The sequence below is a fragment of the Virgibacillus sp. L01 genome (genome assembly GCF_052246775.1).
In the GTDB taxonomy this organism is placed as follows: domain Bacteria; phylum Bacillota; class Bacilli; order Bacillales; family Amphibacillaceae; genus Lentibacillus.
Genome location: NZ_JBQQCP010000001.1, coordinates 746,388 through 772,981 on the forward strand (window position 1 = coordinate 746,388; position 26,594 = coordinate 772,981).

Here is a 26,594-nt window from a genome sequence, read left to right on the forward strand (position 1 = left end):
TCTTTAGAAAAATCCTTGTTATTATACCATAACCAATTTCTTTGATAAAAAATAAAATGAATTTCTAATTATTTCTTTCCCTAAATTTATTAACAATTTTTTTAGAAATTTTTATTACAGGTTTTTTACCCTCTCCTACTACCCCTACTAATTCAGCTATAATATGCAACATAAACCATATTATGAACGAAATGAATAACAAAAGACTTAATGAGGCATTTGAGAATACAATAGCCAATGCTCCAAACATTGCACTAAAGCCATATATTATTAATACTGTTGTTCTATGACTGAAACCAGCAGATAACAACTGGTGATGGATGTGTTTTTTGTCTGGTGCCATAACCTTCTGACCGTTAAGCTTTCTTCTTACCATTGCAAACAGTGTGTCAAAGATCGGTACCGCTAAAACTATAATTGGGATAATGAAACTAAATAGCGTTACATTCTTAAATAGCCCAAGTATTGAAATGACTGCTATTGAATAACCCAAAAACATCGACCCGGTATCACCCATATAGATTTTTGCAGGGTGAAAATTATGAAATAAAAATCCTAAGTTCCCACCAATTAACACAACACATAAATACACGACTAACGTTCGTTCATCTAAAATTGCCATAATAAAAATGCTGGTTAGAGCAATAGTTGATACACCTGATGCCAATCCATCAAGTCCGTCAATTAAATTAATAGCATTTGTTATTCCGACTATCCATAAAAGTGTTATAGCAATACTAAAGAAATCAAGTTCTATTACACCAAAAAATGGGATCGTTATTTTTTCAATTATTAAACCAGCATTTATTAATATTCCTGCTGCCAATACTTGCCCTGTTAACTTTAATATCGGCCTGATTGTATATTTATCATCCAAAATTCCAGTAATTATGATAATAATTGCGCCTAAACTAATTTCAAGAAAGTATTCATGGTTTGGACTTATATATAATAAGCCTATAACCACTCCCAAGAAGATAGCAAGCCCACCAAGGCTTGGAGTTGGGTCCTTATGAACTTTTCGATAATTCGGAATATCAATTACGCCAATTTTTTTAGCTAATAATTTTGTTGGGTACACTAAAATAAGTGTTGAAACAAGCGATATTATAAAGGCGATAGTAAGTTCTGTAACATCATACATAAATTCCCCTACTTATTCATTATTATTTAAATTGCCTAACATCTAAAACATACATTACTATATAGGATAATTTATTTTCCAAATTTCATCAATGTTTTTCACGTTTTTTAGATGGTATATAATGCTAAAGCTTAGCACACTTTAACTCATCCAGCTATATTGTTCGGTAAACTGGATTATTTTCGGGGAGGGAGATGAATAATTTTGTTACGTATTATAAAACGAGACCTTCAAATCACGTGTGAAGGTCTCGTTTTATAATTTATTCTCTATTCTTAGCTTCTATCTTCTTATTACCCAATATTAAATAGTTCAGTTCTTCTTTTGGAATTTTAACAAATTCTTTTCGTTTTGCAAGGTAGAAAATGGCACCAAGTATAATCCAGGAGATCAATGCTATCCTTGATTCAATTCCTAAGAAGGCTGGTGAAGCCGGGATAAGCAGTAAGCTCAAGAATGTCAGACTGGCTAACATCCCCACGCCTGCAATTACCTTTTTCATTGGTGCTACAACATGTTTCTTAGCGTTAAAGTCTTTGTCTTTAGACCATTTGAACAGTGAAAATGCTGTAAAACATGTATAGAAGTAGGCAATTGTTACACCGATTGATGACATATCAACCACCCAAAGAAGTGCTTGACGCCCGAACCATGGTGCAAACATCGATAAAATTACTGTGAAAATAATACCGACATATGGTGTTTTATATTTAGGATGAAGTCTTGAAAATGCCTCTGGTAAAATTTTTGCGCGTGACATGGCGAATAATAACCGGCTTGATGAAATTATAAATCCATTTAGGCCTGTGAACACACCCATTGTCAGTGCAACAACGAGGATCACAAGTCCCATCGTACCTATTGTGTCTTGAATTGCTGCTCCTGTTCCCCATTGCTGTCCTTCAGCAACAAGTCCTTGCCATGGCGCCGTCATAGCAGTAGCAATGATCATTAAGCTGTATAATACAGCTGCAAAGAAAATTGCCAGGATAATTAATGTGAATGCTTTTTTAGATGAAAAGCGAAACTCTTCTGCTGCCTGTGGTATGTTATCAAAGCCAACATATGCCCATGGTGCAATTGCTACGATTGAAATAATTGCAGCAAATGCTGTTGTTCCTGTTGGGAATGCTGGTGTTATATTGGATAATCCTGCCCCAGGCTGTCCACCAACTAAAAATGTAATGGCTAGGACACCCAATATCATAATAGAACAAAAGATAAATTGCATGCGGCCTGTTAAGCCGGTTCCTCGTACATTTAAGAATCCAAACAATCCTAATGCTGCGGATGCAATAATGATTTCCATTCCATAAACATCCCAACCAGCAATTTGATAAAGATGAAGTTTTTCAATTAATTCCGGAAAAACAAATTTAAACATTAATGCAAAAGCTGATGCGTTTAATGCAACGATACATATGTACCCAAGCGTTAAAAACCACCCGCTGATAAATGCGTGTGTACGACCTAAACTTATAAATGCATAAGCAAATTCCCCACCTGAAACCGGGAAACTTTTTATTAAAAATCCATAGCTCACGGCGATCAACATCATTAGTAATGCGCCAATACCGAATCCTGCGATTACTCCTAATGGACCCGCCTGGGACATCCAGTTCGTCGGCTGTACGAAAGCCCCCCAACCAATTGATGAGCCTAGGGCAATTGCCCATACCCAGTGTGGCTTTAGTGATTTTTTCAGCGTCTGTCGTTCTTCCATGCTTCGTCTCCTTTAGTTAACCTCTTTTTTAGTACTCCCCTTTTATACCAAAGTTCGACCTTTTTCGCAAAATTCCTAGTACTAGCATATGCAAGGTATGGGATATTATTTTGGCGTTATTTTCCCCTTATTTTCTGTGGTAAGGAATTTTGGGGTTAAATGGGGAGATTTGGGGTGAGATTCCTGTCACTTCCCTACTTTTCTCAAAACACTTCGGATTTTCATCTATATAGCTAGTATTACTGTTTCCTAAGTTGATATGTATACCACCAAAGCTTATTAACATTTAATGAATTTAATAATTACCTAAAAAAATGAAAAATGACGTGTCATCTTCCATTTATACGATAAGTTATTTTTTCAATTCAACTTTTTGCTTATTCATTTTCGTATTTAATTCATTTAGATACTTTGTTAATGGCTCACGAAGGTCATCGCGTTCTAGCGCCATTTCTATCGTTGTCTGGATAAACCCTAGTTGTTCACCAACGTCATAGCGATCTCCTTCAATTTCTAAGGCAAAGACGCGTTGTATTTTATTCAATTCCTGTATCGCATCTGTTAGTTGAATTTCTCCACCGGCACCGATATTTTGTTTTCCCAAATAATCAAATATCTCTGGAGTTAATATATACCTTCCAATAATCGCCATATTGGATGGTGCTGTACCCTGCTTTGGCTTCTCAACAAAGCTTTTTACCTGATGGGACTGACCTAGCTTTTTCAGTGGATCAATAATACCGTATCTATGCGTGTCTTCTTCTGGGACGTTTTTCACTCCGATTACGGAGGATTTCTTCAGCTCATATTCGTTTATTAATTGGTTTAAGCCAGGATTTTGGTTATTGATAATGTCATCCCCAAGTAAAACAGCAAAAGGATCATCTCCAATAAACTTTCTGGCACACCAAATTGCATGTCCCAGTCCTTTTGGTTCTTTTTGTCTTATGTAGTGTATATCAACATTTGCCGATTTTCTGATCTTTTCCAGCAACTCAAATTTTTCCTTTTTCATCAAGCTCTCTTCTAGTTCGAAGGCACTGTCAAAGTGGTCCTCGATAGCTCGTTTTCCTTTTCCTGTGACAATGATAATGTCTTCAATTCCCGAATCTATTGCTTCTTCAACTATATATTCTATCGTCGGCTTATCGACAATTGGCAGCATTTCTTTAGGCATTGCCTTTGTGGCAGGCAAAAACCTGGTCCCTAACCCTGCTGCAGGTATAATTGCTTTCTTAATACTTTTCATATAGATCCCCCTCAAGTAAAGGTTACCATATTTATTGTGTTTTTAAACCTAGGAAGATCGCATTAGCTTGGAAGTAAAGTATAGCTTATGATATAACTAGGAGGACTTTCTGCTTTATTGAAAGTCCCCCACCCTTTCTACTTCGAACAACAAGATTCTTCTTTAACCTCGCTGATTTTCACGTCACAGCAATCGTTATTCTTTGTAAAGATTCTTTCGATAAGCTTCTTCACTTTAGCTCACCTCCCTTCATTAAACCAAGTAGAAGATAAATCCTGATATGGTAGCCATTGAAATGACTGAGGCAACAAATGCGATCACAAGTTGTTTTTTGAAAATGGATTTCAGTAATATTAGTTCCGGCAGGCTAGCACCAGCTGAGCTGATCATCATTGCCATTACTGGGCCAAGTGCCATTCCCTTCATGATGAATACATGGGAAATAGGGATCATGCTTGATAATCGGATGTACAAAGGAATTCCTATTACTGCCGCGATTGGCACGATCCACCATGTTTCTTTTCCAAGCCATTGGGTTATCCATTCAGTTGGGACTAATCCGTGAATGGCTGCACCGATAGCTGCCCCAATGATTAAATATGGGTAAACGCTTTTCATGAGTGCGATTGTTTCGTCCCATGCCCCTCTCCAGTTAAATTGTTTGGCTTCTTCCTCATAACCTGTCACCATCACATTTTTTACATAACGTTCGAATTTCAGCTTGCTTAACGTTAGGCCGATAATTACTGAGATAATGGCAGTAACCACGGTGTAAATCAAAGCAACTTTCCATCCGAGAATGACACCCATTAATGTAAGGATGGTTGGGTCGAGTACCGGTGATGCAAAAAGAAAAATCACGACTATCCTGAATGGCATATTTCTTCGTAGCATGTTTACCACAACCGGTATTGTTGAGCATGAACAAAATGGCGTAATAAAAGCGAACAATAATGCAGCTAAGATACCGATTAACTGATTGCTTTTGGATAGATAATGTTCGATTTTTTTATATGGAATATAGGACTGAAGTGCGCTTAGGATAAAAGAGATGACAAAGAATAGTACAGTTAATTCGAGCGCAATCACTAGAAAGCTTTTTAATGTTTCCATATTGGTAATTCCTCCTAAATCAATAAATTTTGATTAATTAAATCAAAAAAAATTGATGTATAGATTAAAAAAATTAACTGCGGCAGGATGGAACGAATACACAGCAAAGTTCATCTGACAATAAGCTTTTAACTTCGGTATCGTTCAGCTCATAGTAGCCCCACGTACCTTTTGTTTCTTTTTTAATCAAGTTTGCGTCGAGTAAAATCTTGAGATGGTAGGACAGTTTTGATTGTGGCATTCCAACCATATCTACAAGGTCACAAACGCATGTTGAGCCATTATGGCATAGGAGATTGATAATCTGAAGCCGTTTTGTATCTGAAAGTGCTTTAAATTTTGCAGCATATGTTGTGAATGCTTCCTCGCTTGGATTGTTAAGAACATTTAACTCTTTCATTTCGAGTCGCTCCTCTTTATATCAAATATTTTTGATTTAATGTTATTATATACCATCATTTTGTAAATGCAAGTGATTGGATCAAAAAAAGTTGATTAAGCGTTCGACAAAAGTCGGGATGTGACAGGAACCTAGCTGCCAATATTTATTGTGTTTTTAAACCCGAGATGTATTATAATGATTCGAATTAATCAATACAATAAAAACCCTCTCTCACAGTATAGAAAGAGGGATTTTAATATTTAATTCTCAATAAGTTCGTCAACCTTTAATTTCAGCTCGTTAAGGATTCGCTCTGATTCAGCTTGGATAGCTTGTGAGTGTTCGTTCATTTTGTCTTGTTGTTCCTTGTCCAGTTTTGTTTTAAGATATGCTTGTGCTTCTTTTAGAATTCGGTCTCTTTCTGTTGAAACATACGTGACCATATCGTGATGGACTTGCTCTCCTACTTCGTTAACGCGCTCTTCATAACCCTGCTCTATGATGTCTCCCATTTGTCCTTGCTGTCCAGCTAATAAGTCCGCATAATAATTAGTTGCCGCTGCATATGTTACTCCGCTCCCCAATAGCAATGCACCTAAGGTTAATACAATAATTTTCTTTTTCAACCTTATTATCCTCCTATCTTTAGAATTGGCTTTTCGCCAAGCCTTAGTTGAACATAGTAAGAAAGGATTTATACTTTCTTATCTTCCAAGCAAATTTAAATAGTAGATTTAAAACTATTATATTCATCTTATGTTAGAATATTACTGTTTTTATCTGCTATGCGGGAGTATATATATCTGGTTGTAATTGTATATTCCTATCTGTAATTTCCATGGCCATTATTTTTTCCTGATAGAATGCTCCTTATCTTATCCTCTCTTCCCCACCCCACCCATAATATACGCGATCGTCTGCTTGATTTCTGCTTCATCATCCCAATCTTTATCAGGCTGGACGATGAATCTGGTTATCATGAATCCCAGGATTGTTGTGACCATCATACGGATCATCATCTCATTTGGCAGGTCCTGCAGCTCTCCTTTTTCTTTATAGAAATCGAGTGCTTGATTAAATGCCGGGATGACTTTGGCGCCAAATTCTTTTTTGTAGGCAATTTGGATTTCCGGGTGGAATGCCAGTTCCTGCAATAGAATTTTTATTAATGGCAGATTAGACTGGGCGAATTCAAAGCGATTTTTAATAAAGACATAGAGCAGGTCCTCGAAGTGTTCATAATCCTTTTGGAAAACCTGGCTGACGAATTTTTTTGCAAAAACGGGTGCTGAGAAATTCGTTATAACAGGTGTCACGATCGTAACGAGCAGGTCTTTTTTTGTGCGATAGTGGCGAAAGATTGTTCCTTCAGCGACTCCTGCCCGCTTGGCGATTTCACTTGTTGATGTGTTGTAGTAGCCTTTTTCAGAAATTAGTTCGATGGCAGCTTTGACGATTTCAATCTGTTTTGGGGTCATCTTTTCTTGATGACGTAATGTTTCCATGATATCTGACATGCGTGGTTTCCTCCTATAATGTTCGATGGCGTTTGAGTGCGATTATATTTAGAATAATAAACGTTATTGAAAAGCCGATTAATACGCTTATATCACCGAATACAGCGGCTAAATTCTCACCTTGCAGCATGATTTCCTTTAAGGCATCTGCCCCATACGTTAATGGCATTATTTTTCCGATGGCATTAATCCATTCAACTGATTCAGTCGGGAAAACACCGGAAAAGAATACCTGGGGGATGATGATGATCGGGATAAACTGCATCATTTGGAATTCATTTTTGGCATAAGCTGACAACAGGGTGCCGAGGCTTAACGCTGTGATTGCGAGCAGGAATGCGATGATAAGCACTGCTATAAATGATCCTGCCATGTAAATACCAAGTACATAGATGGAAAAGGCTGTAACGATAATCGATTGAATGATAATAAAGACACCGAATCCGAGCAGGTAGCCAATCACAATTTCCCAGCGTTTTAATGGGGTTGCCAGTAATCGCTCGAGTGTTCCCTGTGTCCGTTCACGCAAGAATGAGACGCCGCCGATAATAAATACGAAAAAGAAAACGAAGAATCCGATTAGGACGGAGCCTGTTTGATCAAATAAATTCAGGTCAGATGAGCCATGGAGAAAGTTAACTTCCAGTTCGGGTGCGTTTGGATTTATTTCTTTTACAGCATTACTAATGACACGCTGGACGGCAGATGTTGCTGATGGGTTACTGCCTTCCATTGTTAGTTCTGCCTGATTTTTTTCAAAGGACAGATAGGCATCGGCATGTTCATTTTGGAGTGCGGTTTCTCCATGACTCTCGTCTGTCTCCAGAATTGTTGCATTCTGCTGTTTGAGGGCATTCTGCATTTGTGCCGGGACATCTGTGATTGCGATTGTCGGTTCATATTGCTCCATATCAAGCACAAGCCACAGCAATGTCATGACCAATAGTGGTGCAACCATCATCATGGCGATACTGCGTTTATCGCGGAGAAACTGGTGGATGATTCGCTTAATGATTGCTTGAATGCGCATGTGCGACACCTCCATACTGTAAGAAAGCCTCTTCCAGGGTTGCGGAGTTGCTGTTTGTTTTTAATTGCTGCGGACTTCCCTTTGCGATAACATAGCCGTCCCGTAGCAGTGCGAGATTATCACATTTTTCCGCTTCGTCCATCACGTGTGTAGTGATGATGATTGTCGTACCCTGCTTTTGCATGTTTCGTAGTTCCTCCCAGATGGACGCGCGAAGAACTGGATCAATACCGACAGTCGGCTCATCCAGAATCAACAGGTTTGGCTTGTGCAGGAGGGCTACAGCTAATGACATGCGCCGCTTCATGCCGCCTGAATATTTTTCGAGTGTCTTATCAAGATGATCCTGGAGGTTAACGATTTTTGCAGCTTCTGTGACACGTTCCTTCTGCTGCTTTTTCGGGATTTTATAGATACTAGCAAAAAAATGCAGGTTTTCCCGGGCTGTCAGCTCACTGTATAATGCGTCTGACTGGGCCATGTAACCGATCTTCTGCATTTGTTTGAGAGACGGCATTTGCTGACTTTCGATGTGGGTTGTTCCATTCGTAGGGGTTAGCAGACCAATCATAATTTTGACGAGTGTTGTTTTGCCTGAACCTGATGGGCCAAGCAGTCCAAATAGCTGCCCTTCTGGAATGGATAGGTCGATTTCTTTTAAAACGGTTTCCTTGTTGTAGCTGTGAGCGATGTTGTTCATTTCGATAAAGGCGGACATGGTATAGCCTCCTTTTGTTGGGTTAGCTTAGTATGTGAGTGATTACTCACTTTTTATAATAAGCTATTTATGTTCAATTGTAAAGGATATGATGGGAAAGATTAATCGACCGGATGTGGTAGGCACGCCCTGAATTTTTACGAGCATGAACTGGCTATTTTTAGCATAGATATTATTGGACATATATTTATTTCATCAGGGAGGCTGGAGGATGCAGTTTTATTATGGGAGTCAGATGCCACTTCGGGTTTTGGATGAGGCAGAATTCTGGAAGGAGCAGGAATCAGAACATACTGTTGTGATGCGGGAACTCGTCACGAATTTGGAAAGTGAATACGTTGATGCGCTGAGGCGTTGGGAAGAGGTATTGAACACAACACATCAGCATGTTAAGCGATTCATAGAGTCAGTAGTGCGGAGCAATTATAATATTTCGCCAGCGTTATATAAACAGGTACTGGACCTGGTCACATTTTGTTTGCAGGAGAGTGTGGCATTTATTCAGTTTTGCAGACAGGTGAAGAATGAAAGTGCTGCTGTAAAGGACAATCCGACAGCTAAAGTTGTTATTGATCACATCGTCGACGAGTCGGAATACTTTATAGGGATTGCACAGACAATTTTATACGAGCAGCAGAATTAATTTTATTGGATGGGCGCCTTGTGTGGGGTGTCCATTTTTGTGGTTGGCGGGTGAAAGCTGAATTATGGTGTGTGGGGACTGAAGTTGAGTGTGATGAAAACTGATATAACTGTGCTCCAGGACTGAATAAATCGTCAGAAACCGCTAAACAGACTGAATAACTAGAACGAAGACTGAATTATTTCTGTTGTTAAAATTAAAGAAGCAGATTACTGGTCCATTTGTGAACATCGGCGATTGGATTGTGAACTTCGAGCAACCTTAATGTGAACTACGGTAGATTCCATGGGAACTTCGGCGTTTACGTTGTGAACTTCGGCGTTTCAGCTAAATTTGCTTTTAAAAACGCCTTACACACCTTATAATGAAAAAAGATAAAGGTGGTGTTGACTGTGATGGATCGAGTGGTAATTGCGAAAGTGTGTATGCTTGCGGGGAAAATTATGCTGGAAAGTGGTGCGGAGACGTATCGTGTGGAGGATACCATGAGTCGGATTGCGTCTGCATATGGTTTAGCGAATGTGCAGAGTTATGCGACACCGACGGGTATAAATTTTTCTGCTGACTTTGCTGATGTTACGAACTTTATCCGGATTTCCAGCCGGTCAACTGACTTACATAAAATTGCGGAAGTTAATAGTATTTCCCGTGATATTGCAGCCGGTAACGTCACCATTAATGAAGCGTTAGAGTCGCTGAATAACGCTAATGAAGCCAGCTACGCATTCCCATATTGGATTCAAATTGTCGCTGCAGCTTTTGTTAGTGGAAGCTTTGCGATCATGTTTGGCGGAGTCTGGCCAGATTTCATCCCTTCCTTTATTGCAGGTGGGGTTGGCTATGCAGTAATGGTGTGGTTTAAGCGACTGGTCGAAACCGGATTTGTTGCTGATTTTATTGCCTCATTTTTGATTGGGGTTTTTGCGATGCTGTTTATAGCAAACGGTCTCGGTGTGAATTTGGATAAAGTGATTGTCGGGGCGGTAATGCCGCTTGTGCCTGGGCTGCTTATCACAAATGCGGTTCGTGATTTAGTAGCAGGACACCTGGTTGCCGGTTTATCCAAAGGCGTTGAAGCAATGTTAACAGCATTCGCAATCGGTGCTGGTGTAGCTGTTGTATTTGCTTTTTAAGTGGTGCCATTACCCAGTTTAGTGAAAGGTGGTTTTTTACCGTGATGATCGTTACTCAACTTATAACTAGTTTTATAGCTGCAGCTGGGTTTGGGGTGTTGTTTAATGCACCGCGGAGGGACCTTATTCAATGTGGTCTTATTGGTATGCTCGGCTGGATTTTATATTACGTTCTTGTCCTGGGTGAGATGGATGTTGTGCCAGCAACTGTTTTTGGTGCGATGCTTGTCGCTGTACTGAGTCAGATTAGTTCAAAAATATTTAAAAAGCCGGTGATTGTTTTCAATGTATCCGGGATCATTCCGCTTGTTCCAGGTGGCGTTGCATATGATGCGATGCGCCATTTTGTGGAAAATGATTATTTTACCGCAGTACAGCTATCGGCTAAAGTCATGCTGCTGGCAGGAGCAATTGCTATCGGATTGATGTTTTCAGAAGTAGCGAATCAGTTGATTAAAAAAATAAATTCGGCAGGTGCATAACACCTGTCGAATTATTTCTTGTTAAAACCTGCATCAATTAATAGAACGATTGCGGTTATGATGTGCATGATCATTCCAATTATCGGGATAACACCAACAGCGGATGTGACCATTCCAATAATGCTCCCGGCCTTGCTACCTTTTTCATTGTGTGCGACGAGCAGGGTAACCAGGTGCAGGATGAACATGACGAACAAGGCACCCCAACCTGAGCTAAGTACAAATGCACCGCCAATGAATGGAATTCCAAGGAATGCTTCACAGCCCCCAGTTACCCATTTCATAATACGAGATAACGACATAATGTTGCCTCCTAAATAAATATCTCATTCAATAGTAGCATATTGCGTGGGACAAACACACTTATTTTGTATATTGCTATCTATTTGTGTTATATATCTTAAGCTACACAACGTAGGCGTAGTTAACAGGTAGAGGCTTTTCTGCAGATGCAGAAAAGCTTTCGTTATTTATGGGTGGGCTGGTTGTTGGGTTGCGCGGGGTGCGGGTTGCTGGATGCGGGTGATTCAGTATTCGTGCGGATTATTCAGTCTGTTTTGGGTCATTTTGGTGTTTATTCAGTTTTCGTGACTGCAGATTCAGTATTCGTTAATTGTTATTCAGTATTCACATGCGTTTATTCAGTTTTCGAACAAAATGTGCGAAAAATTTAGGTCTTTAAGATGTTGATTTTCTGCCACAGCAGAAAATCCTCCTATTTTGTGGGGGGGCATCTGTCACTTCCGGTGTTTGTCGAATGCTATTGCGCGAGTTTTGATGGCTGTCGCGCGAGTTTGCTCCCCTTTCGCGCGAGTCTGACTCCTTGTCGCGCGAGTCGGCTCCCCTGTCGCGCGAGTTTGGCTCCCTGTCGCGCGAGTTTGACTCCCTGTCGCGCAAGTTTGACTCCCTGTCGCGCGAGTTTGGCTCTCTATCGCGCGAGTTGACCTCCTTGTCGCGCGAGTTCACCTCCCTACCGCGCGAATCACCCCACCATCGCATGACCTCACCCCCCTGCGCGCGACTCCCCCTCAACCGCACACGCAAAAAAACTCCCCGCCGCGGCAGGGAGCTCGCACTAAAGTTTATTTACTTTTCCGCCGTACTATTTTTGCGGTTAAATCGTCGAACAATGTATAGACGACTGGGATCAGCAGTAGTGTGAAGATGCTGGAGATCCCGAGTCCGAATATGATTGTGACGGCTAGTGGCTGCTGCATTTCTGCACCTTCGCCTAATGCGAGTGCTAATGGTACCATTGCCAGTACGGTTGTTAAGGTTGTCATCAGGATTGGGCGTAATCTGCTTGGTCCTGCTTGCAGGATTGCTTCGTATCGGTCTATTCCTTTTCGCCGCAGTATATTAATGTAGTCAACGAGCACAATTGAGTTGTTAACTACGATACCGGCGAGCATGATTATACCGATAAACGCTGGAATGCTTAATGGCAGTCCGGTTATGAATAATCCTATCATGACCCCGACAACGGTTGCTGGCATGGAGAACATGATAATCAATGGGAACAGGAAGTTTTCAAATTGTACTGCCATGACCGCGTATACTAGGAATATCGAGAAGATCAGTGCTATCGACAGGTCTGTGAATGATTTTGCCATATCCTGTGCCTGGCCGCCGATTTCATAGCTGTAACCTTCAGGCAGATTGATTGCTTCTAATTCTGCTTTGACATCTGTTGTGATGCTGCCAAGATCTCGATCAACAATTTCGCTTGTTACATTCATTTGCGGTTGTTGATTTTCTCGCAGTAATGTTACAGGACCTTGCACTTGTTTAAATGCCACGACGGAATCCAATGGAACCGAGGTGCCTGATTGTGATTGTATTTTCATATCCTGCAAATCATTTATCGTGCTGCGTTCGTCCTCTGGGAACATCAGCTTGACATTCATTTCATTGCCATCTTCGCGATATTTTGATGCGATTTGGCCGGTGAATTGCAGCTGAATTTGGCTTATGATTTGCTGCTGGTTCAAACCATATTCTGCAGCTTTTTCCTCATCAACTTCGATGGTCATTTGTGGTACGCCATCTCCGGCTGCTGATGTCGGATTGTATACGCCATCGACCGTTGAAATTTCATCAACTACACGACTGGATAATTCACGTAATACTTCATGTTCAGGTCCGTTTAACTGAATTTGTATTGGGTCTCCTGTACCCATTCCGCTTCCAGTAGAGTTCACGGTAATTTCGGCACCTGGAATTGATTGTACGTCTTCATCAATTTCCTGAACGATATCTGTTGTTGATCTCGTTCGGTCGGTTGAAGGTACCAGCTGTATTGTAAATGTTGCCTGGTTTCCGCTTGCAGCCATTGCACCAAAGCCACCGCCTCCAACGCTGACATAGTTCGTTTCAATAACATCATCATATTCAGTTAGCTGTTCATTGATTTGGTCGACGATTCCTTGTGTATGCTCCAATGAACTTCCTGGTGCTGCCTCAACCCGGATTTCCATTTGCCCCTGATCAGAGGATGGAATGAATTCCGCTCCGATTAATGGTGTCAGCGCCAGGCTTCCTGCAATCGCGATGATGGTGCCGAACACGGTTGTCTTACGGTGTTTCAGTACCCATCTAAGTACGCTGCGGTAGCCATTGTTGACACGGTCCAGGAAGCGATCAAACCAGTAGCGGCGTCCATTGTCTTCCATCGCCTTCGATAGTAATTTTGATGAAAGCATTGGCACTAATGTTACTGCCACAACGAGTGATGCGATTAGCGAGAATGATACTGCTAATGCGAGTGGCGTGAACATGTCGGATGCGATACCTTCAACATAAATAATCGGTAAAAATACGACTAATGTTGTTGTCGTTGAAGCAATAACGGCTGGTGCAAGCTCTGATGCACCTTTTGTTGCTGACTCAAATAAGGAATATCCTCTTTTCCGGTATGAATAGATATTTTCCAAAATAACGATCGAGCTGTCGACCATCATACCGAGCCCGAGTGCTAGACCTCCGAGCGTTAGAACGTTCAGCGTTTCACCGGTGAAATACATTAAAGTAAATGTTGAGATAATCGCAATTGGTATCGATAGCCCGATAACAATTGTCGCTCGAACACTTCTTAAGAATAATAACAGGATAAAGATTGATATAGCGCCACCGATCAGGATGTTCTTGACAACGGAACTGATCGACATTTCGATGAACTCGGATGTATCAATAATTACACCCAAGTTGGCATCGGAAGGGAGTTCACCTTTAATTTCTTCCATACTTTCTTTAATGTTTGTTGCGACCTCTACCGTGTTGCCGTCTGTTTTTTTCATAACGGAAAGCACGACAGACGGTTCACCGTTTACAAGTGTTTCTGTCGATGATTTTTTATATGTGTCCTTCACATTGGCGACGTCATCGATATAGACTTTTGCTCCAGATGGAGTTTGAACAAATGTTTGTTTAATTTCTTCAACTGACTCAAATTCCCCTGTTACACGGAGTTGCAAATCCTGATTTCCTTTTTCAACCGTGCCGACTGATGCCGATTGATTGGAACTATTCAGCGCCTGTGTGATCATTTGCACGGATATGCCGTACTGCTGTAATTTTGCCTGGTCAAGTAAGAGCTGAATTTCCCGTTCTTTTGCCCCTTCGACGGTTACGGATGCCACGCCGCCTTGACGTTCAAAGAATGGCACAACTTCATCTTCAGCAATTTGCGTTAGGGTAGCAGCGTCATCGCCAGTCAGACCAACCCACATAACAGGTAGCTGATCCGGGCTGAATCGCATGACGCTCGGATCACCCGCTCCATCTGGCAGCATTCCTTTGACCTGATCTACTTTTTCCCGTACGTCGAGCAAGGCCTGATCGAGATCAACCCCATTATTGAACATCATTATGACGAGTGATGATCCTGATTGGGACTGTGATTGCACCGTTTGGATTCCTTCCACAGAACTTACGGATGATTCAATCGGTCGACTAATTAAATTTTCTACTTCCTGTGGAGCTGCATCACCATAACTTGTTGCCACTACAGCGACTGGCAGATCGATTTTCGGAAAAAGATCAACCGTCAAGCTGCGGACTGAAACAACGCCTAGCGCAATTATCGCTAGGACAATCATAATGACGCCAACAGGACGTTTCACGGATGTATTTACTAGTTTCAAGATTTATTCCCCTTCTTTCACGACGTTGACTTTGCTTTCGTCCGTAAGTGTCAGCTGTCCATTCGTGACAACCTGAGCACCGTCGTTCACCTCACCCTCAATCGCTGTTTCATCGGATTGGGATTCTTTGATGGTCACTGCTTTTTTAGTGGCTTTTTCATCTTCTATAACATAAACGAACGTTTCGCCACTTTCATCGACAATCGCTGAAGTTGGTACGATAACGGTATCTTTCACCCTGTTTTCTGGAACCTTCATGATAGTGATCATTCCAGCTAAAACAGCGTCATCTTTATTTTCAATCGTTGCTTCTACTGGATATAGGCCAGTATCATCAGGCATTGAGGCAATCGACGTAATTTCTGCCTCGTATTCGGTCTCGTCAATTAATGCGGTGAATGTGTCTTCTTTTTCAAAAAGATCCAATGTTTCGGCTGTTACAGTAAAGTTCAATTTCATAGAGTTAAAGTCGGCAATTACTGCGAGTGGCTCTGAATTTGATGCCATCGATCCTTCCTCAACGTTTAAATTGGCAATTTCTCCATCCTTGGAAGCATAGATACTCTGGTTTCCTCTTGCTGTTTGAATCGTTGCAATCAGGTCATCCTCTTCAACCACTTCACCATTTTCGACTTCCAGTTCGGTAACTTCTCCAGGATTTTGCACCATAATTGGTGTTGTACTTGCCGGTGCTGCACGTCCGTATAATGATTTTTCAATAACCATGTCACCAGCTGTCACTTCGACTGTTTCAACTGGCGTAACTGTTTCTTTCTTATCTTCGGCTGATTCTTCATTTTGATTACATGCAGCAAGAACACCAATTAAGGCAATTGCTGTCATACTTACAAGCATTTTACGCATTGATGTAACTCCTCTTCTATAAATTTAATCAAGCAAATCAATATCTAAAACACGAGCAATTGCTTCACATTCTTTTTCCAATTCCGGTATCCGTTGAAAATGGACAAGCAATCCTTGGATCATCATGTATTGCGGTTCATCTTTTCTTATTTCTTTTAAAATAATCTCAATTACATCAATCAGTTGCTTCCCTTTTTCCTGAGGCAACTGCAGTTTGTGGACTTTTTCTTTGAGGTCAGCCAATTGCTGCTCACCATCCTGATATAAATCGGCGATATTTTTTTCCGTGATTATAGCTATCTCATCACGGTCAAGCAGTCCATACACTATATCGTCGATACGCCTGACAAGGTATGCACCTATCGTCGCCCGGTCAATAGCGATGTCGTCGATAACAATCCACTTAAAGTAGCCATTCATCAGCCCATCCAGCTGAATAACAACATCAACTAAATATGGAGCGGCTTTTTCGCCGTAAATGTTGGTTATATTCTGCCTCAACCAGTGAAAATTTTGCATCTTCATTTGGCGGATAAACGTGTCTGTATCTTTGCCAATCGAAATATTTTCACGAAACTGCATCGTGAGAAAATCCTTGTACTCGTATATGTACGCGATGATGACTTCGATTTGTTTTGCTAGGCTTTTGCGGGGCTCGAGATTTTGTTCACTCACCTTTTTAATTTGCTCGGTAATCTCATCATGATAAAAATGAAAAGCTGTTGTGACAAAGTCCTGTTTTGACTGAAAATATAAGTAAAAGGCACCTTTGGAGATGCCCGCTTCTGACGCAATTTCCTGAATTGATGTGTTATGGTAGCCCTTCTCAGCAAATAACTTCATGCCTGCTTCGATGAGCTTCATTTTTTTCTCATTCATTTAAACACCTGTTTCGTTATACGTTTTAGTTGCTGTTTGGTTTCAATATTGAATTACCTAAAATATGGTAAATATAAATGCTGTAAAGTAACTGAACTTCCGAGTCAGCCACGTCCAGCTCCGACGTACAGGACGTACTAGTGCCGGTGACGCCACAGGACGTGGCGTTTTCACCGGCCAGCGCCTAGCGCCTAGTGGACTTCCCTCTCCGCGTCTACGATAAGAAATAAAGGATGTTCGACTAAAACCACCACATCCTGTGGCAACGTCGAACTACCCCACGTCCTGTGGGGCAGCTTCGCTCTTCGTATATCCTTTATCTCACGCGGCTCAGTCCACTCCATACGGCGCTGAACAGGCGCTTCCGCTTTTGGTTGCCACTGAACTAACCGGTCAGTCACTTTTTCTATATTACATGATGCAGGGTTTTTTTGGCAAGAAAAAAACTCCCTGATTGCGGAAGTTTAATAAAGGTTCCATGGTAAAGAACGTTTGCCAAAAAAGATCGAACGATTCAACTGGGCAATAACCTGACTTGTCCGTTTGAATTGGAGATCAAATGACTTTTCTGATGTGTTGACATATAGGCCTGTACCATCATTAAACACGATATATGTTTGGCCATCTCGCTGTTCATAACCTTTGATTTGATAAAAGGAGAGCCACGCACAATCCTGATTTTTCGTTGACGATGTGGGCAGCATGAAAACACCTTTGCCTGGAATCACCGGTACAGGAACCTTACTGTTAATCTTAAGAATATCTTTGACTGCCGCTCGTCGTCCTTCAAGTGTTGAACCGTACAGTAAACATGTATGGTCTATGATTTGCTCCGGTCTATGGATGGAGTGTGATTCGCGCTGTGTTTCCAAAATTCGTGACCGGTAATACGAAGAATCATGCTTTAAAATTGCTTTTGTTTGCTGCGTGATTATGTATACTGATGATGAAATGCCATCCCCCATTAACTTCCCCCCTGGTAAGTTATAAGCATATTGTACTATGTTTTATCAAGATAATCCATTGGATGTTCAAATTTGTACGATTTTTGTCGATAATAGAAGCGTAAGGAGGCTTGTGTAATGGATATAGCAGCAATGTCTGTCGTTTCGTCAAATAAGCAAGTACGAGCTGATGCAAGTTTAGCTGTCATGAAAAATGCCAAAGGGCTTATGGAGCAACAGGGCCAGCAATTAATTGAAATGATGCAAACGCCTCAAGCTTCAGCACCCCATCCGTCTCTCGGAAGCTCGATCGATGTAAAAGCATAGCCTTTTGAAAATCCTCTGCATAAGCGGAGGATTTTTTTTTGCCAAGAATACATTCAATCCCCCCCTTCATATGAAAAATAATATTTTTGTAATGTTTGTCATATTTTATTTGAAATTCCTATCATTAACGGATTTTTAATTAATTTCTTTTTAATATCTTCGTTAAATTATTCCAATAGTATATATTACTCAGTTTCACTGCTTATAAGATGGGTATCTAAACACCAAAGGGACACAAGGAGGTTTTTGATGGATCAAGATAAACCAACTGGAACTGCTATTGCCGCAGGTTTAACGGCCGTTGCAGCTTCCTCTCTCGCAATCCCTAAGGTCCGAAAAAAAGCTAAAAAGGAGTTGCCTCAACTATCAAAGGTTATAAAAACAGCAGATAGTCCAAGTGACCTTAAGGATGAAGCTGAAGCTGAAGTGAAAGATGAACTGACTTCTAAAATGCAGGATAAATTTCAGGATAGTCTGCAATCTATGGTTCATTCAAAAGCAAAAAACATGGAAAAAAAGGCGCAAGAAGGACTGCTTCAAGTACGAAGTAAACTAGCAACTATAAAAGAGGCAGGAGAAGAATTTCAGAATGATATGAAAAATAGTAACTCTAAAAAGCTGGTCCCTGGTGCTAATGATATAAAGGGCGTAAGTTCTATTAAAAGCTCAACGAATATAAAAAGTTCAACAAACATTAAAGGCCCACAGCATATCAAGCATCATTCTTAGAAAACTTGGCTTATATCGCAAGGTTCATTGGCGAAAGTTTAGTTTTACCTATGCAGTAAAAAGTACTTTCTCAACTGCCAATATTTCTTAAACAACAGAGAGGAGTTTTAATATGGCAATTCAAAAATCCACAGAAAGCTCAGGTTTAGCAGATGTCGTTGACCGCATTTTGGACAAGGGTATTGTAATTGATGCCTTTGCTCGCGTCTCCGTTGTAGGTATTGAATTAATAACAGTCGAGGCACGAGTTGTTGTTGCAAGTGTGGACACTTGGTTACGCTATGCAGAAGCTGTAGGACTACTGCGCGATGATGTTGAAGAGGATGGTTTATCGGATCGTCTATCTGCCCGCAGTGAAAGTGTTGAGCAAGGTGCTTAATCGAAATTCATGGAGCTAGGGTGCCACAACCCTGACTCCTATTCCATTTTCAGCGAGGTGATTAAGGGTGCAGATCCTGGATAAAGTTACAGACTTCTTTAACAATTATATCGCTCCTCCTCATAAAATCATTTCCGTCAAAAAACAAACGGAAGAAAGCGAAGAAGAATGGAGAGCTTTAGTCGAAGTGATTGAAGAAAAACAATATATGAAAAAATATGCAAATGACCAAATGGTCGGACTGTATGAAGTATTTTTAGATGCGGACCTGGAAGTTACCGGGTTTTCCCGGATTAGTTTACGTTATCGCAGTGATCTGGAAGAAGAAACAGGCTAACTCGACAAGAAAGAACCAAGGAAGAGCATCCGACAGAGGAGGTTTATATGATGGATGGTGTTTATGTATTTTGCAGTATACCGAATGGTGATTTGCCAGATCTTGCTCCGATTGAGTTTGAGGATGTGAAACGGGAGGTCTATACGATTTCCTATCAGGATGCGGTGATGGTTGTTGCTGACATGCCAATGCAGATTTACCACCCAAAGAAGAAGAATCTGATGATGCACCAGCAAGTCATTACAGATGTTATGGGCAAGGTCGATTCTGTGGTTCCAATCAGTTTCGGTAACATTTTCAAATCAAGAGAAGATATTGTAGCTTTACTAAAAAATTTATATCCGCAGCTTATTTCTCTATTTCCCAAAATCAGAGGAAAAATCGAAGTTGGACTGAAGGTAATCGGGAAGAAACAGTGGCTTGAATCAGAAATTAACAAGAAACCCGGCATACAGAAAAAGCAGAAAACCGTTAGAGAAAAGTCAGAAGCTGCAGGATATTTTGACCGGATTGAGCTTGGGGAAATGGCACAGGATTTTTTCAAAAATATGCAAAAAGAAGTAGAGAATGATATTCATAATGCATTAACCCCTATTGCCGAGGCGGAGCAAATAAACGAACCAATTGGAGAAAAAATGCTTCTAAATGGGGCATATCTAGTTGATCGGAAAAATGAGGCACTTTTTGACCAGAAAGTTAATGAGGTGTATGAAGCATGGAACGATAAAGTTGATTTTAAATATACCGGACCATGGCCTGCATATAATTTTATCAATATAAAACTAAAAGTTGAGGAACCATCATGATTCATAAATTGTTCACCTCCCCTTTTAATCTTGTAGTCAAAGTTGGAGAAAAGGTACAGGATGAAGTTGATAAGGAACTTTATGACCTCGAGCATATTCAAAAAAAGCTCGTCCACCTGGAAATGATGTATGAATTGGATGAAATTGATGATGAGTCGTACAAGAAACAGGAAAATGAACTGATGAACCGATATGAAATAGCAAAAAAGCGTGAAATGGAGCAATGGTATGAGTGATTTAATCTATGTATATGGGTTTATAAATACAAAACAAAACCCTCCCAAGTTTAAAGGAATTGACGGAGAGCGTGATGTTTATCCAATCCCTATGGGCAGTATAAATGCTGTTGTATGTGATGTATGTGAACAGGAATTTGGTCAAGAAGTACTGCAACAAAAGGTAGAACAGGCAGATTGGCTTCATGAAAAAGCATTCCATCACCATGAATCCCTTATGAAATTATATGAGTACTGCACCGTTATCCCCATGAAATTTGGGACCATTTACAAAAGTCTGGATAGCCTGGAAAGTACTATTGCAACACATCATGACAGGCTTATCGAATCGCTTGAGACACTTACTGACAAGGAGGAATGGAATTTTAAAATATATTGTAACAATGAGAAGCTGCGCGAAGGTATAGCTGATCATAATCCAACTGTAGATCAGAAGAAGGAAGAAATTGCCGGGTTATCCCCAGGGAGACAATATTTAGAGAAACGAAAACTTAGCCAGCTTGTTGACCAAGAACTTGAAAAGGAAAAAGAATCATTCTACACATTAGTGCACGATAGCCTTGAAGCATTTAGTGTTTCCAGTGAAGTTAAGAAAAACTGGAGTAAGAGCGTAACAGGGAGAAATGAGGAAATGGCCTGGAATAGTGTTTATCTTATTCAGCAGAACAAAGTGGAAAGCTTCTTAGATCATATAAAGGAACTTCGGAGAAAATGGGAGGAATCGGGCTGGATGCTTGAAGCAACTGGGCCATGGCCAGCGTATCACTTTGTTACGTTACCAAAAAGTGAGGGGGCACGATGACTGCACGAAATGAATACGAAAATAAGGACGTTGCTCTAGTTGATATTTTGGATGCTGTTTTAGATAAGGGTGTCGCGATTAAAGGTGATCTTATTATCTCAATTGCTGGAATTGACTTAGTTTATCTTGAATTGAAGGTACTTGTTTCTTCTATTGAAAGTCTGATGCATTCAACTAGAGACGGACTAACATCAGAACAATTTGATGCAGAAAAGGAGGAACTAAGCTGTGTCATCAACTAAAGCAGGTGAAAGAAACAGTCGAATTAACCTTGATTTACAAAATACAGAACAAGGTCTTTCCCAGCTTGTCCTAACCGTAATTGAACTTCTGCGTCAGCTTGTAGAAAGACAGGCACTGCGCCGGGTTGATGGTGGCACATTAACTGAAGAAGAGATTGAGAAGCTGGGTGTAGCACTTATGAACCTGGACACTAAAATGGACGAGCTAAAGGAAACTTTTGAGCTGAATGACGAAGACTTAAATATAGACCTCGGACCATTAGGAAACTTACTTTAACAGGAGGCAACTATGTCTATTGAACAATCATCACAATCGAACAGCCTTGTTGATGTTCTCGAAACGGTCTTGGATAAAGGTGTCGTTATTGCAGGTGATATTCGTGTCGGCATTGCAGATATCGAACTCTTATCAATTAAAATAAGGCTAATTGTTGCATCAGTCGATAAAGCCAAAGAAATTGGAATGGACTGGTGGGAGACAGACCCTTACCTAAATTCCAAAGCATCACAGGACAAACTGCGTGAAGAAAACGAATCGTTGCAGAAGCGATTAGAAGAGTTAGAAAATCGCTTAGGATAAAAAACACAGAGGAGGAATTTATCATGGCAGAACAAACTAAAAATATGGTAAAACAAAAAAAGGTAGTTACAGGAACTGTTGCCGGAGCTATAGTTGGGGCAACTGCTAGTCTGCTGCTTGCACCAAAACCAGGAAAGGAAATACGCACCGACATTACGAACAAAGTAGAAACTGGAAAAGAAAAAACGAGACAATTCAATGATAAAACCAAAGCTAAGCTTGATGACTTTAAAAACAATTCCAAACAAGTAAAGGAGAAACTCAGCCATAAGAATAATGACAACTCTGCGTCATCCAAGGATGAATATACGAGCCAACACCCAGGTGAACTTCATTCTGAAAAGATGGCTGATGCCCAAGGAGATAATAAACAGGAAAGTGAAACTACTAAACAAAAGCCCACATCCAGTAAAAAGACAGCTTCTGGAAATTATAAAAGTTCCGGCACAGCCAAAAAAAGCAACTCATCAACTCAAAGCCAAAAACAGACTGCAGCTAAGTAAAGTTAAAATCCCCTCATAAGTAAGGGGATTTTTAATGGTGTCATGAACAATTAGTTATTTTCTTCATCGTTATTCATTGTATCTTCATTGCCATTTGTTCCATTGTTGTTATCTGTATCTGTTTCATCGCCGGTAGCATCATCGCCACCATTTGTTCCACCGTTAGTCCCGCCGTCTGTACCACCATTGGTGCCGCCATTGGTACCACCATCTTGGTTATTCTCGTCTTGGTTCATATCACCATTATCTTCCTCTTGGTTTAATGGAGCCTCTTCTTCCTCAACTGGATCTTGCTGCTCATCCGTTCCACAAGCAGCAACTAGAGATAATGCCAAAACTGGTGCACCGAATTTAATTAGTAATTTCCTTTTCATGTTGTTTCCCTCCTTGAATTGTTCATATCGCTTATAGTTTAACCACTTACTATAATGTGATACTCAATTTTTATGAAAAAAATGTTGTATGGGGATTAGATTGGGGATATTAAGCGTGGTAGTGGAGTATCAAATTGCGGGATATCAACCTTAAATGCGCGATATCGACTTAAATTACGGGTTATCAACTTCAGATGAGCGATATCGACTTGAATTGTTGGGTATCAACCTCAGGTGTGCGATATCGACTTGATTTGCCGGTTATCAACCTCAGGTGTGCGATATCAACTTGAATTGCTGGGTATCAACCTCAGGTGCGCGATATCGACTTAAATTACGGGTTATCAACCTCAGGTGTGCGATATCGACTTGAATTGCGGGTTATCAACCTCAGGTGCGCGATATCAACTTAAATTGCGGGTTATTAACCTTAGGTGCGCGATATCAACTTGAATTGCTGGTATCAACCTCAGGTGCGCGATATCGACCTGAATTGTGGGTTATCAACTTCAGTTGCGCGGTATCGACCTGAATTGTGGGTTATCAACTTCAGATTCGCGGTATCGACTTGATTTGCCGGTTATCAACCTCAAATAGCGGTTTCTGCTTCCAAGAAGGCTGAAGCGTTAGCCCCGCGGAAAGCGAAGTCCGGAGCGATGTCATAGCACTCTAATATTATGACTTAGTTTATAACAACAAAAAATTCTCCACATACTTCACGTGGAGAATCCTTAAATTATTGTATAGCAAAGGTAATTTCTGCTTCACAGGCAACTTCATCGTCTACTGTTGCGACAGCTTTTCCTTTTCCAATCGGGCCTTTTACTCGAATAATCTCAACATCCAGTTTCAACTGGTCACCCGGTTTGACCTGTCGTTTAAAACGGCATTTATCCAGTCCTGCCAGAAAACCGATTTTGCCTTTATTTTCTTCCATTCCAAGTACTGCAATTGCCCCGGCTTGTGCGAGAGCTTCGACAATTAACACACCTGGCATAACAGCATAGTTTGGGAAGTGTCCCTGGAAGAATGGTTCATTTGCGGTTACATTTTTTAATGCAGTGACACGCTTTCCCTCTTCAATTTCGACTACTTTATCGACTAGTAAAAACGGGTACCTGTGTGGAATTGTTTCTTTAATTTGTTCGATGTCCATTTTTGTATCGCTCCTTTATTCTTTTGCCTTCATTATAGCAAAAATCGAAAATAAAATAAGCATATCCAGTACGAGTGGATATGCTTACTCTCTTTTACTCACAATATCGATAATGTGCTGCCACGTTTCCATTTCCAGTGCGTCGCTAGGATTTCCCTCTCCGATAATCCCATAACCAACCATCAGCCCAGCCGCTAATGCTGCTGCACCTATGACGAGCACAACAATAATCCGCGCCCATATTGGGAAAATACGGCGACGTGGCTTCTTGTTTTGTCGTTTCTCTATCTTTTGTTTCTTCTTCTGCTCTTTACGTGTGGATTTGTCTGTTGATTTCTCATTTTCACGCTGCTGGGTCAATTCTTTCTCCTGATCAGCAGACTGCTTCTTACTTCTGATCTTTTTTTCAACAGGTTTCTCCGTTAGTTTTGTTGGCATGGTTTCTTTCCCCTTACATCCTTTTGTTACTTATCGAAGTTGGTTGACAAGTCCCATCATCTGATCATTCATTGAAATTGTTCTGGAATTAAACTGATACGAACGTTGTGTTGAAATCATGTCCGTCATTTGTTTGGAAATATCTACATTCGAATGTTCTAAAGCTCCACTTTTCAATACATCTGTATTCGGAGCAACTGCTTGAATGATTTCATTAAAATTGAATCCTAATTCATCCAGATTTGGCAGTCGAAATGCATTTTCACCTGCAGCTTCCAACAGTCTAGGTCGAACTGCTTCAGCAATTGCTAGATTACCAGTATTTTCCGTCTGGTTCCCTCGTTTAACAGTAATTTGCCCATCAGGCTGGATATTAATCGCATCGAATCCTTCTTCAATAACAATTGGTCCATCCTCGCCTATTACCGGGTTGCCATCTTTTGTTGTCAGCATAACGGACTGATTGTTATTAACCGGGCTTAAATAAAAGGAGCCATCTCGTGTATACTGCGTTTCTGTGTTGCCATTTTCGGTAACCTGGATTTGGTATAAATGATTTTTTCCGAGTAATGCAGTGTCCAAAGCCCGTTCCGTCTCGGTGATAGACCCTGGAGCCAAATCAATATTGACCGAGCCAAGCTTGGCCCCTGAGCCAACTCGCACTCCATCAGGGGTTAAGCGACCCTCGGCGTTAGCAGGGTTTGTCATGTTGTTGATTTGCTGAAATAACAACGAGGAAAAGTCTGCCTGGCGCGTTTTATATCCGGTTGTCTGGCTGTTTGCCATGTTATTTCCAATCAAATCGAGTTTATTTTGCAGCTGATTCATTGTTACTGCCGCTTGAATCATCGTACGTGACATACTATCCCTCCTAGCCTAAACGGCCAATTTCGCTAACTGCTTTCCCCATACTTTGATCATAAGCCTTCAATACTTTCTGGTTCATTTCAAACGACCGATACGTTTCCATCATGCGAGTCATTGACTGTAACGCATTAACGTTAGAGCGTTCTAAAGCACCTTGCTGAACATTGAATGTTGCGCCATCAGGTACTGCACCTGCTTCACCATTAAAAAGCCCATTTCCTTCTTTTGCTAAATCATTCGCGTTCGGCGTGTACGCAATACCAAGTGGAATCGTTTGACCATTAACTTGAAGTGTTCCATTCTCAGTCACATCAAATTCCATCCCATTCGTCTGAATCGGATTACCAGCTTGATCTAATACGTAATAGCCTTGATTTGTTGTGAGAAAGCCTTCCCCATCAACCGTAAAGTTACCATTCCGTGTAAAACGCTGTTCGCCAGCCTCATTTTGTACCGTGAAAAACAGACTCCCTGTTTCATCTGGAAGCTGTCCATTCACAAGGGCTAAGTCTGTTCCAATGCCCGTTTCCCGAATAGCACCTTGCTTGTAATTAGGGACATTCTCCTGTACGTATACCCCTGTATTCATGGACCCGATTGGATCCTGGACAGGCAAATTTAACCCACGCGATGTCGGGATAGTTTTGCCACCCATTTGCTGCATCAGCATCTCGGGAAATGCACGTAATGTCGGCTGATCCGCCTTGTAACCAGGTGTATTAGCATTGGCAATATTATTTGATAAGGCTTCCTGTGCGCGTTGCTGTGAAAGCATTCCACTGGCTGCCGTATAAAATCCTCTAAGCAAGATTTTCAACCCCCTTAAAAGGTAATTCGATCAAGAAGTTTATAGTG

The 26,594-nt window shown here is 40.9% G+C and carries 33 protein-coding genes; 14 read left to right on the top strand and 19 right to left on the bottom strand.

Translation table 11 applies throughout. The features are described from left to right. Positions 1–64: 64 nt before the first annotated feature. The 9 genes from ACTWQM_RS03365 to ACTWQM_RS03405 all read right to left on the bottom strand — a co-directional run bounded on the left by ACTWQM_RS03365 (position 65) and on the right by ACTWQM_RS03405 (position 8,876). Positions 65–1,144: an MraY family glycosyltransferase gene (locus ACTWQM_RS03365; RefSeq protein ID WP_443256744.1), complete on the bottom strand. Its 1,080-nt coding sequence runs from the start codon at positions 1,142–1,144 to the stop codon at positions 65–67. 262 nt (positions 1,145–1,406) lie between these two features. After that, a complete protein-coding gene (locus tag ACTWQM_RS03370) occupies positions 1,407–2,867 on the bottom strand; it encodes an APC family permease (protein ID WP_443256745.1) in 1,461 nt (486 codons plus the stop codon). Between the two features lie 352 nt (positions 2,868–3,219). Further along, a complete protein-coding gene (galU, locus tag ACTWQM_RS03375; RefSeq protein WP_443256746.1) occupies positions 3,220–4,116 on the bottom strand; it encodes a UTP--glucose-1-phosphate uridylyltransferase GalU in 897 nt (298 codons plus the stop codon). 252 nt (positions 4,117–4,368) lie between these two features. Beyond that, on the bottom strand, positions 4,369–5,229 hold the full coding sequence (locus ACTWQM_RS03380) for a permease (protein WP_443256747.1): 861 nt from the start codon (positions 5,227–5,229) through the stop codon (positions 4,369–4,371). Between the two features lie 73 nt (positions 5,230–5,302). Further along, entirely contained in the window at positions 5,303–5,629 is a 327-nt protein-coding gene (locus ACTWQM_RS03385; RefSeq protein ID WP_443256748.1) for an ArsR/SmtB family transcription factor, read from the bottom strand. 242 nt (positions 5,630–5,871) lie between these two features. Then, positions 5,872–6,237, bottom strand: coding sequence for a hypothetical protein (locus ACTWQM_RS03390; protein ID WP_443256749.1), 366 nt, complete (start codon positions 6,235–6,237; stop codon positions 5,872–5,874). 249 nt (positions 6,238–6,486) lie between these two features. Then, entirely contained in the window at positions 6,487–7,128 is a 642-nt protein-coding gene (locus tag ACTWQM_RS03395; RefSeq protein ID WP_443256750.1) for a TetR/AcrR family transcriptional regulator, read from the bottom strand. 13 nt (positions 7,129–7,141) lie between these two features. Next, positions 7,142–8,158, bottom strand: a complete 1,017-nt coding sequence (locus ACTWQM_RS03400; RefSeq protein WP_443256751.1) for an ABC transporter permease — start codon at positions 8,156–8,158, stop codon at positions 7,142–7,144. Beyond that, entirely contained in the window at positions 8,136–8,876 is a 741-nt protein-coding gene (locus ACTWQM_RS03405; protein ID WP_443256752.1) for an ABC transporter ATP-binding protein, read from the bottom strand. Before ACTWQM_RS03405 ends, ACTWQM_RS03400 begins: the two co-directional genes overlap by 23 nt. A gap of 211 nt (positions 8,877–9,087) precedes the next feature. Here ACTWQM_RS03405 and ACTWQM_RS03410 point away from each other — a divergent pair, with 211 nt between their 5' ends. The 3 genes from ACTWQM_RS03410 to ACTWQM_RS03420 all read left to right on the top strand — a co-directional run bounded on the left by ACTWQM_RS03410 (position 9,088) and on the right by ACTWQM_RS03420 (position 11,134). Then, complete coding sequence (locus ACTWQM_RS03410; protein WP_443256753.1) at positions 9,088–9,519, top strand: DUF2935 domain-containing protein; 432 nt, start codon at positions 9,088–9,090, stop codon at positions 9,517–9,519. Between the two features lie 395 nt (positions 9,520–9,914). Then, a complete protein-coding gene (locus ACTWQM_RS03415; protein WP_443257084.1) occupies positions 9,915–10,652 on the top strand; it encodes a threonine/serine exporter family protein in 738 nt (245 codons plus the stop codon). A 44-nt stretch (positions 10,653–10,696) separates the two neighbouring features. Continuing rightward, a complete protein-coding gene (locus tag ACTWQM_RS03420; RefSeq protein WP_443257085.1) occupies positions 10,697–11,134 on the top strand; it encodes a threonine/serine exporter family protein in 438 nt (145 codons plus the stop codon). Positions 11,135–11,145: 11 nt separating this feature from the next. Here the strand turns inward: ACTWQM_RS03420 and ACTWQM_RS03425 are convergent, their stop codons facing one another. The 5 genes from ACTWQM_RS03425 to ACTWQM_RS03445 all read right to left on the bottom strand — a co-directional run bounded on the left by ACTWQM_RS03425 (position 11,146) and on the right by ACTWQM_RS03445 (position 17,984). Then, positions 11,146–11,436 carry a hypothetical protein gene (locus tag ACTWQM_RS03425; RefSeq protein ID WP_443256754.1) on the bottom strand — a complete coding sequence of 97 codons (291 nt, stop codon included), beginning with the start codon at positions 11,434–11,436 and terminating at the stop codon, positions 11,146–11,148. 780 nt (positions 11,437–12,216) lie between these two features. Then, positions 12,217–15,276: an efflux RND transporter permease subunit gene (locus ACTWQM_RS03430; protein WP_443256755.1), complete on the bottom strand. Its 3,060-nt coding sequence runs from the start codon at positions 15,274–15,276 to the stop codon at positions 12,217–12,219. 3 nt (positions 15,277–15,279) lie between these two features. After that, on the bottom strand, positions 15,280–16,140 hold the full coding sequence (locus tag ACTWQM_RS03435) for an efflux RND transporter periplasmic adaptor subunit (protein WP_443256756.1): 861 nt from the start codon (positions 16,138–16,140) through the stop codon (positions 15,280–15,282). A gap of 24 nt (positions 16,141–16,164) precedes the next feature. Then, entirely contained in the window at positions 16,165–17,019 is an 855-nt protein-coding gene (locus ACTWQM_RS03440; protein WP_443256757.1) for a TetR/AcrR family transcriptional regulator, read from the bottom strand. A gap of 464 nt (positions 17,020–17,483) precedes the next feature. Beyond that, complete coding sequence (locus ACTWQM_RS03445; protein WP_443256758.1) at positions 17,484–17,984, bottom strand: competence protein ComK; 501 nt, start codon at positions 17,982–17,984, stop codon at positions 17,484–17,486. Positions 17,985–18,101: 117 nt separating this feature from the next. Here ACTWQM_RS03445 and ACTWQM_RS03450 point away from each other — a divergent pair, with 117 nt between their 5' ends. The 11 genes from ACTWQM_RS03450 (at position 18,102) to ACTWQM_RS03500 (ending at position 22,904) form a co-directional block, all read left to right on the top strand. Further along, positions 18,102–18,290: a YjfB family protein gene (locus ACTWQM_RS03450; protein ID WP_443256759.1), complete on the top strand. Its 189-nt coding sequence runs from the start codon at positions 18,102–18,104 to the stop codon at positions 18,288–18,290. A 249-nt stretch (positions 18,291–18,539) separates the two neighbouring features. After that, positions 18,540–19,019: a hypothetical protein gene (locus ACTWQM_RS03455; protein WP_443256760.1), complete on the top strand. Its 480-nt coding sequence runs from the start codon at positions 18,540–18,542 to the stop codon at positions 19,017–19,019. Positions 19,020–19,131: 112 nt separating this feature from the next. Next, positions 19,132–19,398: a gas vesicle protein GvpJ gene (gene gvpJ / locus ACTWQM_RS03460; RefSeq protein ID WP_443256761.1), complete on the top strand. Its 267-nt coding sequence runs from the start codon at positions 19,132–19,134 to the stop codon at positions 19,396–19,398. A 67-nt stretch (positions 19,399–19,465) separates the two neighbouring features. Then, complete coding sequence (gvpO, locus tag ACTWQM_RS03465; protein ID WP_443256762.1) at positions 19,466–19,735, top strand: gas vesicle protein GvpO; 270 nt, start codon at positions 19,466–19,468, stop codon at positions 19,733–19,735. Positions 19,736–19,785: 50 nt separating this feature from the next. After that, on the top strand, positions 19,786–20,541 hold the full coding sequence (locus ACTWQM_RS03470) for a GvpL/GvpF family gas vesicle protein (RefSeq protein WP_443256763.1): 756 nt from the start codon (positions 19,786–19,788) through the stop codon (positions 20,539–20,541). Then, positions 20,538–20,777 carry a gas vesicle protein GvpG gene (locus ACTWQM_RS03475; protein ID WP_443256764.1) on the top strand — a complete coding sequence of 80 codons (240 nt, stop codon included), beginning with the start codon at positions 20,538–20,540 and terminating at the stop codon, positions 20,775–20,777. Before ACTWQM_RS03470 ends, ACTWQM_RS03475 begins: the two co-directional genes overlap by 4 nt. Continuing rightward, complete coding sequence (locus ACTWQM_RS03480) at positions 20,770–21,579, top strand: GvpL/GvpF family gas vesicle protein (protein WP_443256765.1); 810 nt, start codon at positions 20,770–20,772, stop codon at positions 21,577–21,579. Before ACTWQM_RS03475 ends, ACTWQM_RS03480 begins: the two co-directional genes overlap by 8 nt. Continuing rightward, positions 21,576–21,821: a gas vesicle protein gene (locus ACTWQM_RS03485; RefSeq protein WP_443256766.1), complete on the top strand. Its 246-nt coding sequence runs from the start codon at positions 21,576–21,578 to the stop codon at positions 21,819–21,821. The genes ACTWQM_RS03480 and ACTWQM_RS03485 overlap by 4 nt, the downstream gene beginning before the upstream one ends. After that, complete coding sequence (locus ACTWQM_RS03490; RefSeq protein ID WP_443256767.1) at positions 21,808–22,098, top strand: gas vesicle protein K; 291 nt, start codon at positions 21,808–21,810, stop codon at positions 22,096–22,098. Before ACTWQM_RS03485 ends, ACTWQM_RS03490 begins: the two co-directional genes overlap by 14 nt. A gap of 12 nt (positions 22,099–22,110) precedes the next feature. After that, entirely contained in the window at positions 22,111–22,401 is a 291-nt protein-coding gene (locus ACTWQM_RS03495) for a gas vesicle protein (protein WP_443256768.1), read from the top strand. A gap of 23 nt (positions 22,402–22,424) precedes the next feature. Continuing rightward, entirely contained in the window at positions 22,425–22,904 is a 480-nt protein-coding gene (locus ACTWQM_RS03500; RefSeq protein ID WP_443256769.1) for a YtxH domain-containing protein, read from the top strand. Positions 22,905–22,954: 50 nt separating this feature from the next. Here the strand turns inward: ACTWQM_RS03500 and ACTWQM_RS03505 are convergent, their stop codons facing one another. The 5 genes from ACTWQM_RS03505 to ACTWQM_RS03525 all read right to left on the bottom strand — a co-directional run bounded on the left by ACTWQM_RS03505 (position 22,955) and on the right by ACTWQM_RS03525 (position 26,547). Further along, the gene (locus tag ACTWQM_RS03505) at positions 22,955–23,278 is read right to left on the bottom strand and encodes a hypothetical protein (protein ID WP_443256770.1); all 324 of its coding nucleotides are present in this window, start codon (positions 23,276–23,278) and stop codon (positions 22,955–22,957) included. Between the two features lie 736 nt (positions 23,279–24,014). Continuing rightward, a complete protein-coding gene (fabZ, locus tag ACTWQM_RS03510) occupies positions 24,015–24,434 on the bottom strand; it encodes a 3-hydroxyacyl-ACP dehydratase FabZ (RefSeq protein ID WP_443256771.1) in 420 nt (139 codons plus the stop codon). A gap of 84 nt (positions 24,435–24,518) precedes the next feature. Further along, entirely contained in the window at positions 24,519–24,872 is a 354-nt protein-coding gene (locus tag ACTWQM_RS03515) for a DNA-directed RNA polymerase subunit beta (RefSeq protein WP_443256772.1), read from the bottom strand. Positions 24,873–24,902: 30 nt separating this feature from the next. Continuing rightward, positions 24,903–25,733 carry a flagellar hook-basal body protein gene (locus ACTWQM_RS03520; RefSeq protein WP_443256773.1) on the bottom strand — a complete coding sequence of 277 codons (831 nt, stop codon included), beginning with the start codon at positions 25,731–25,733 and terminating at the stop codon, positions 24,903–24,905. A 10-nt stretch (positions 25,734–25,743) separates the two neighbouring features. After that, positions 25,744–26,547, bottom strand: a complete 804-nt coding sequence (locus ACTWQM_RS03525; RefSeq protein ID WP_443256774.1) for a flagellar hook-basal body protein — start codon at positions 26,545–26,547, stop codon at positions 25,744–25,746. Positions 26,548–26,594: the final 47 nt, after the last annotated feature.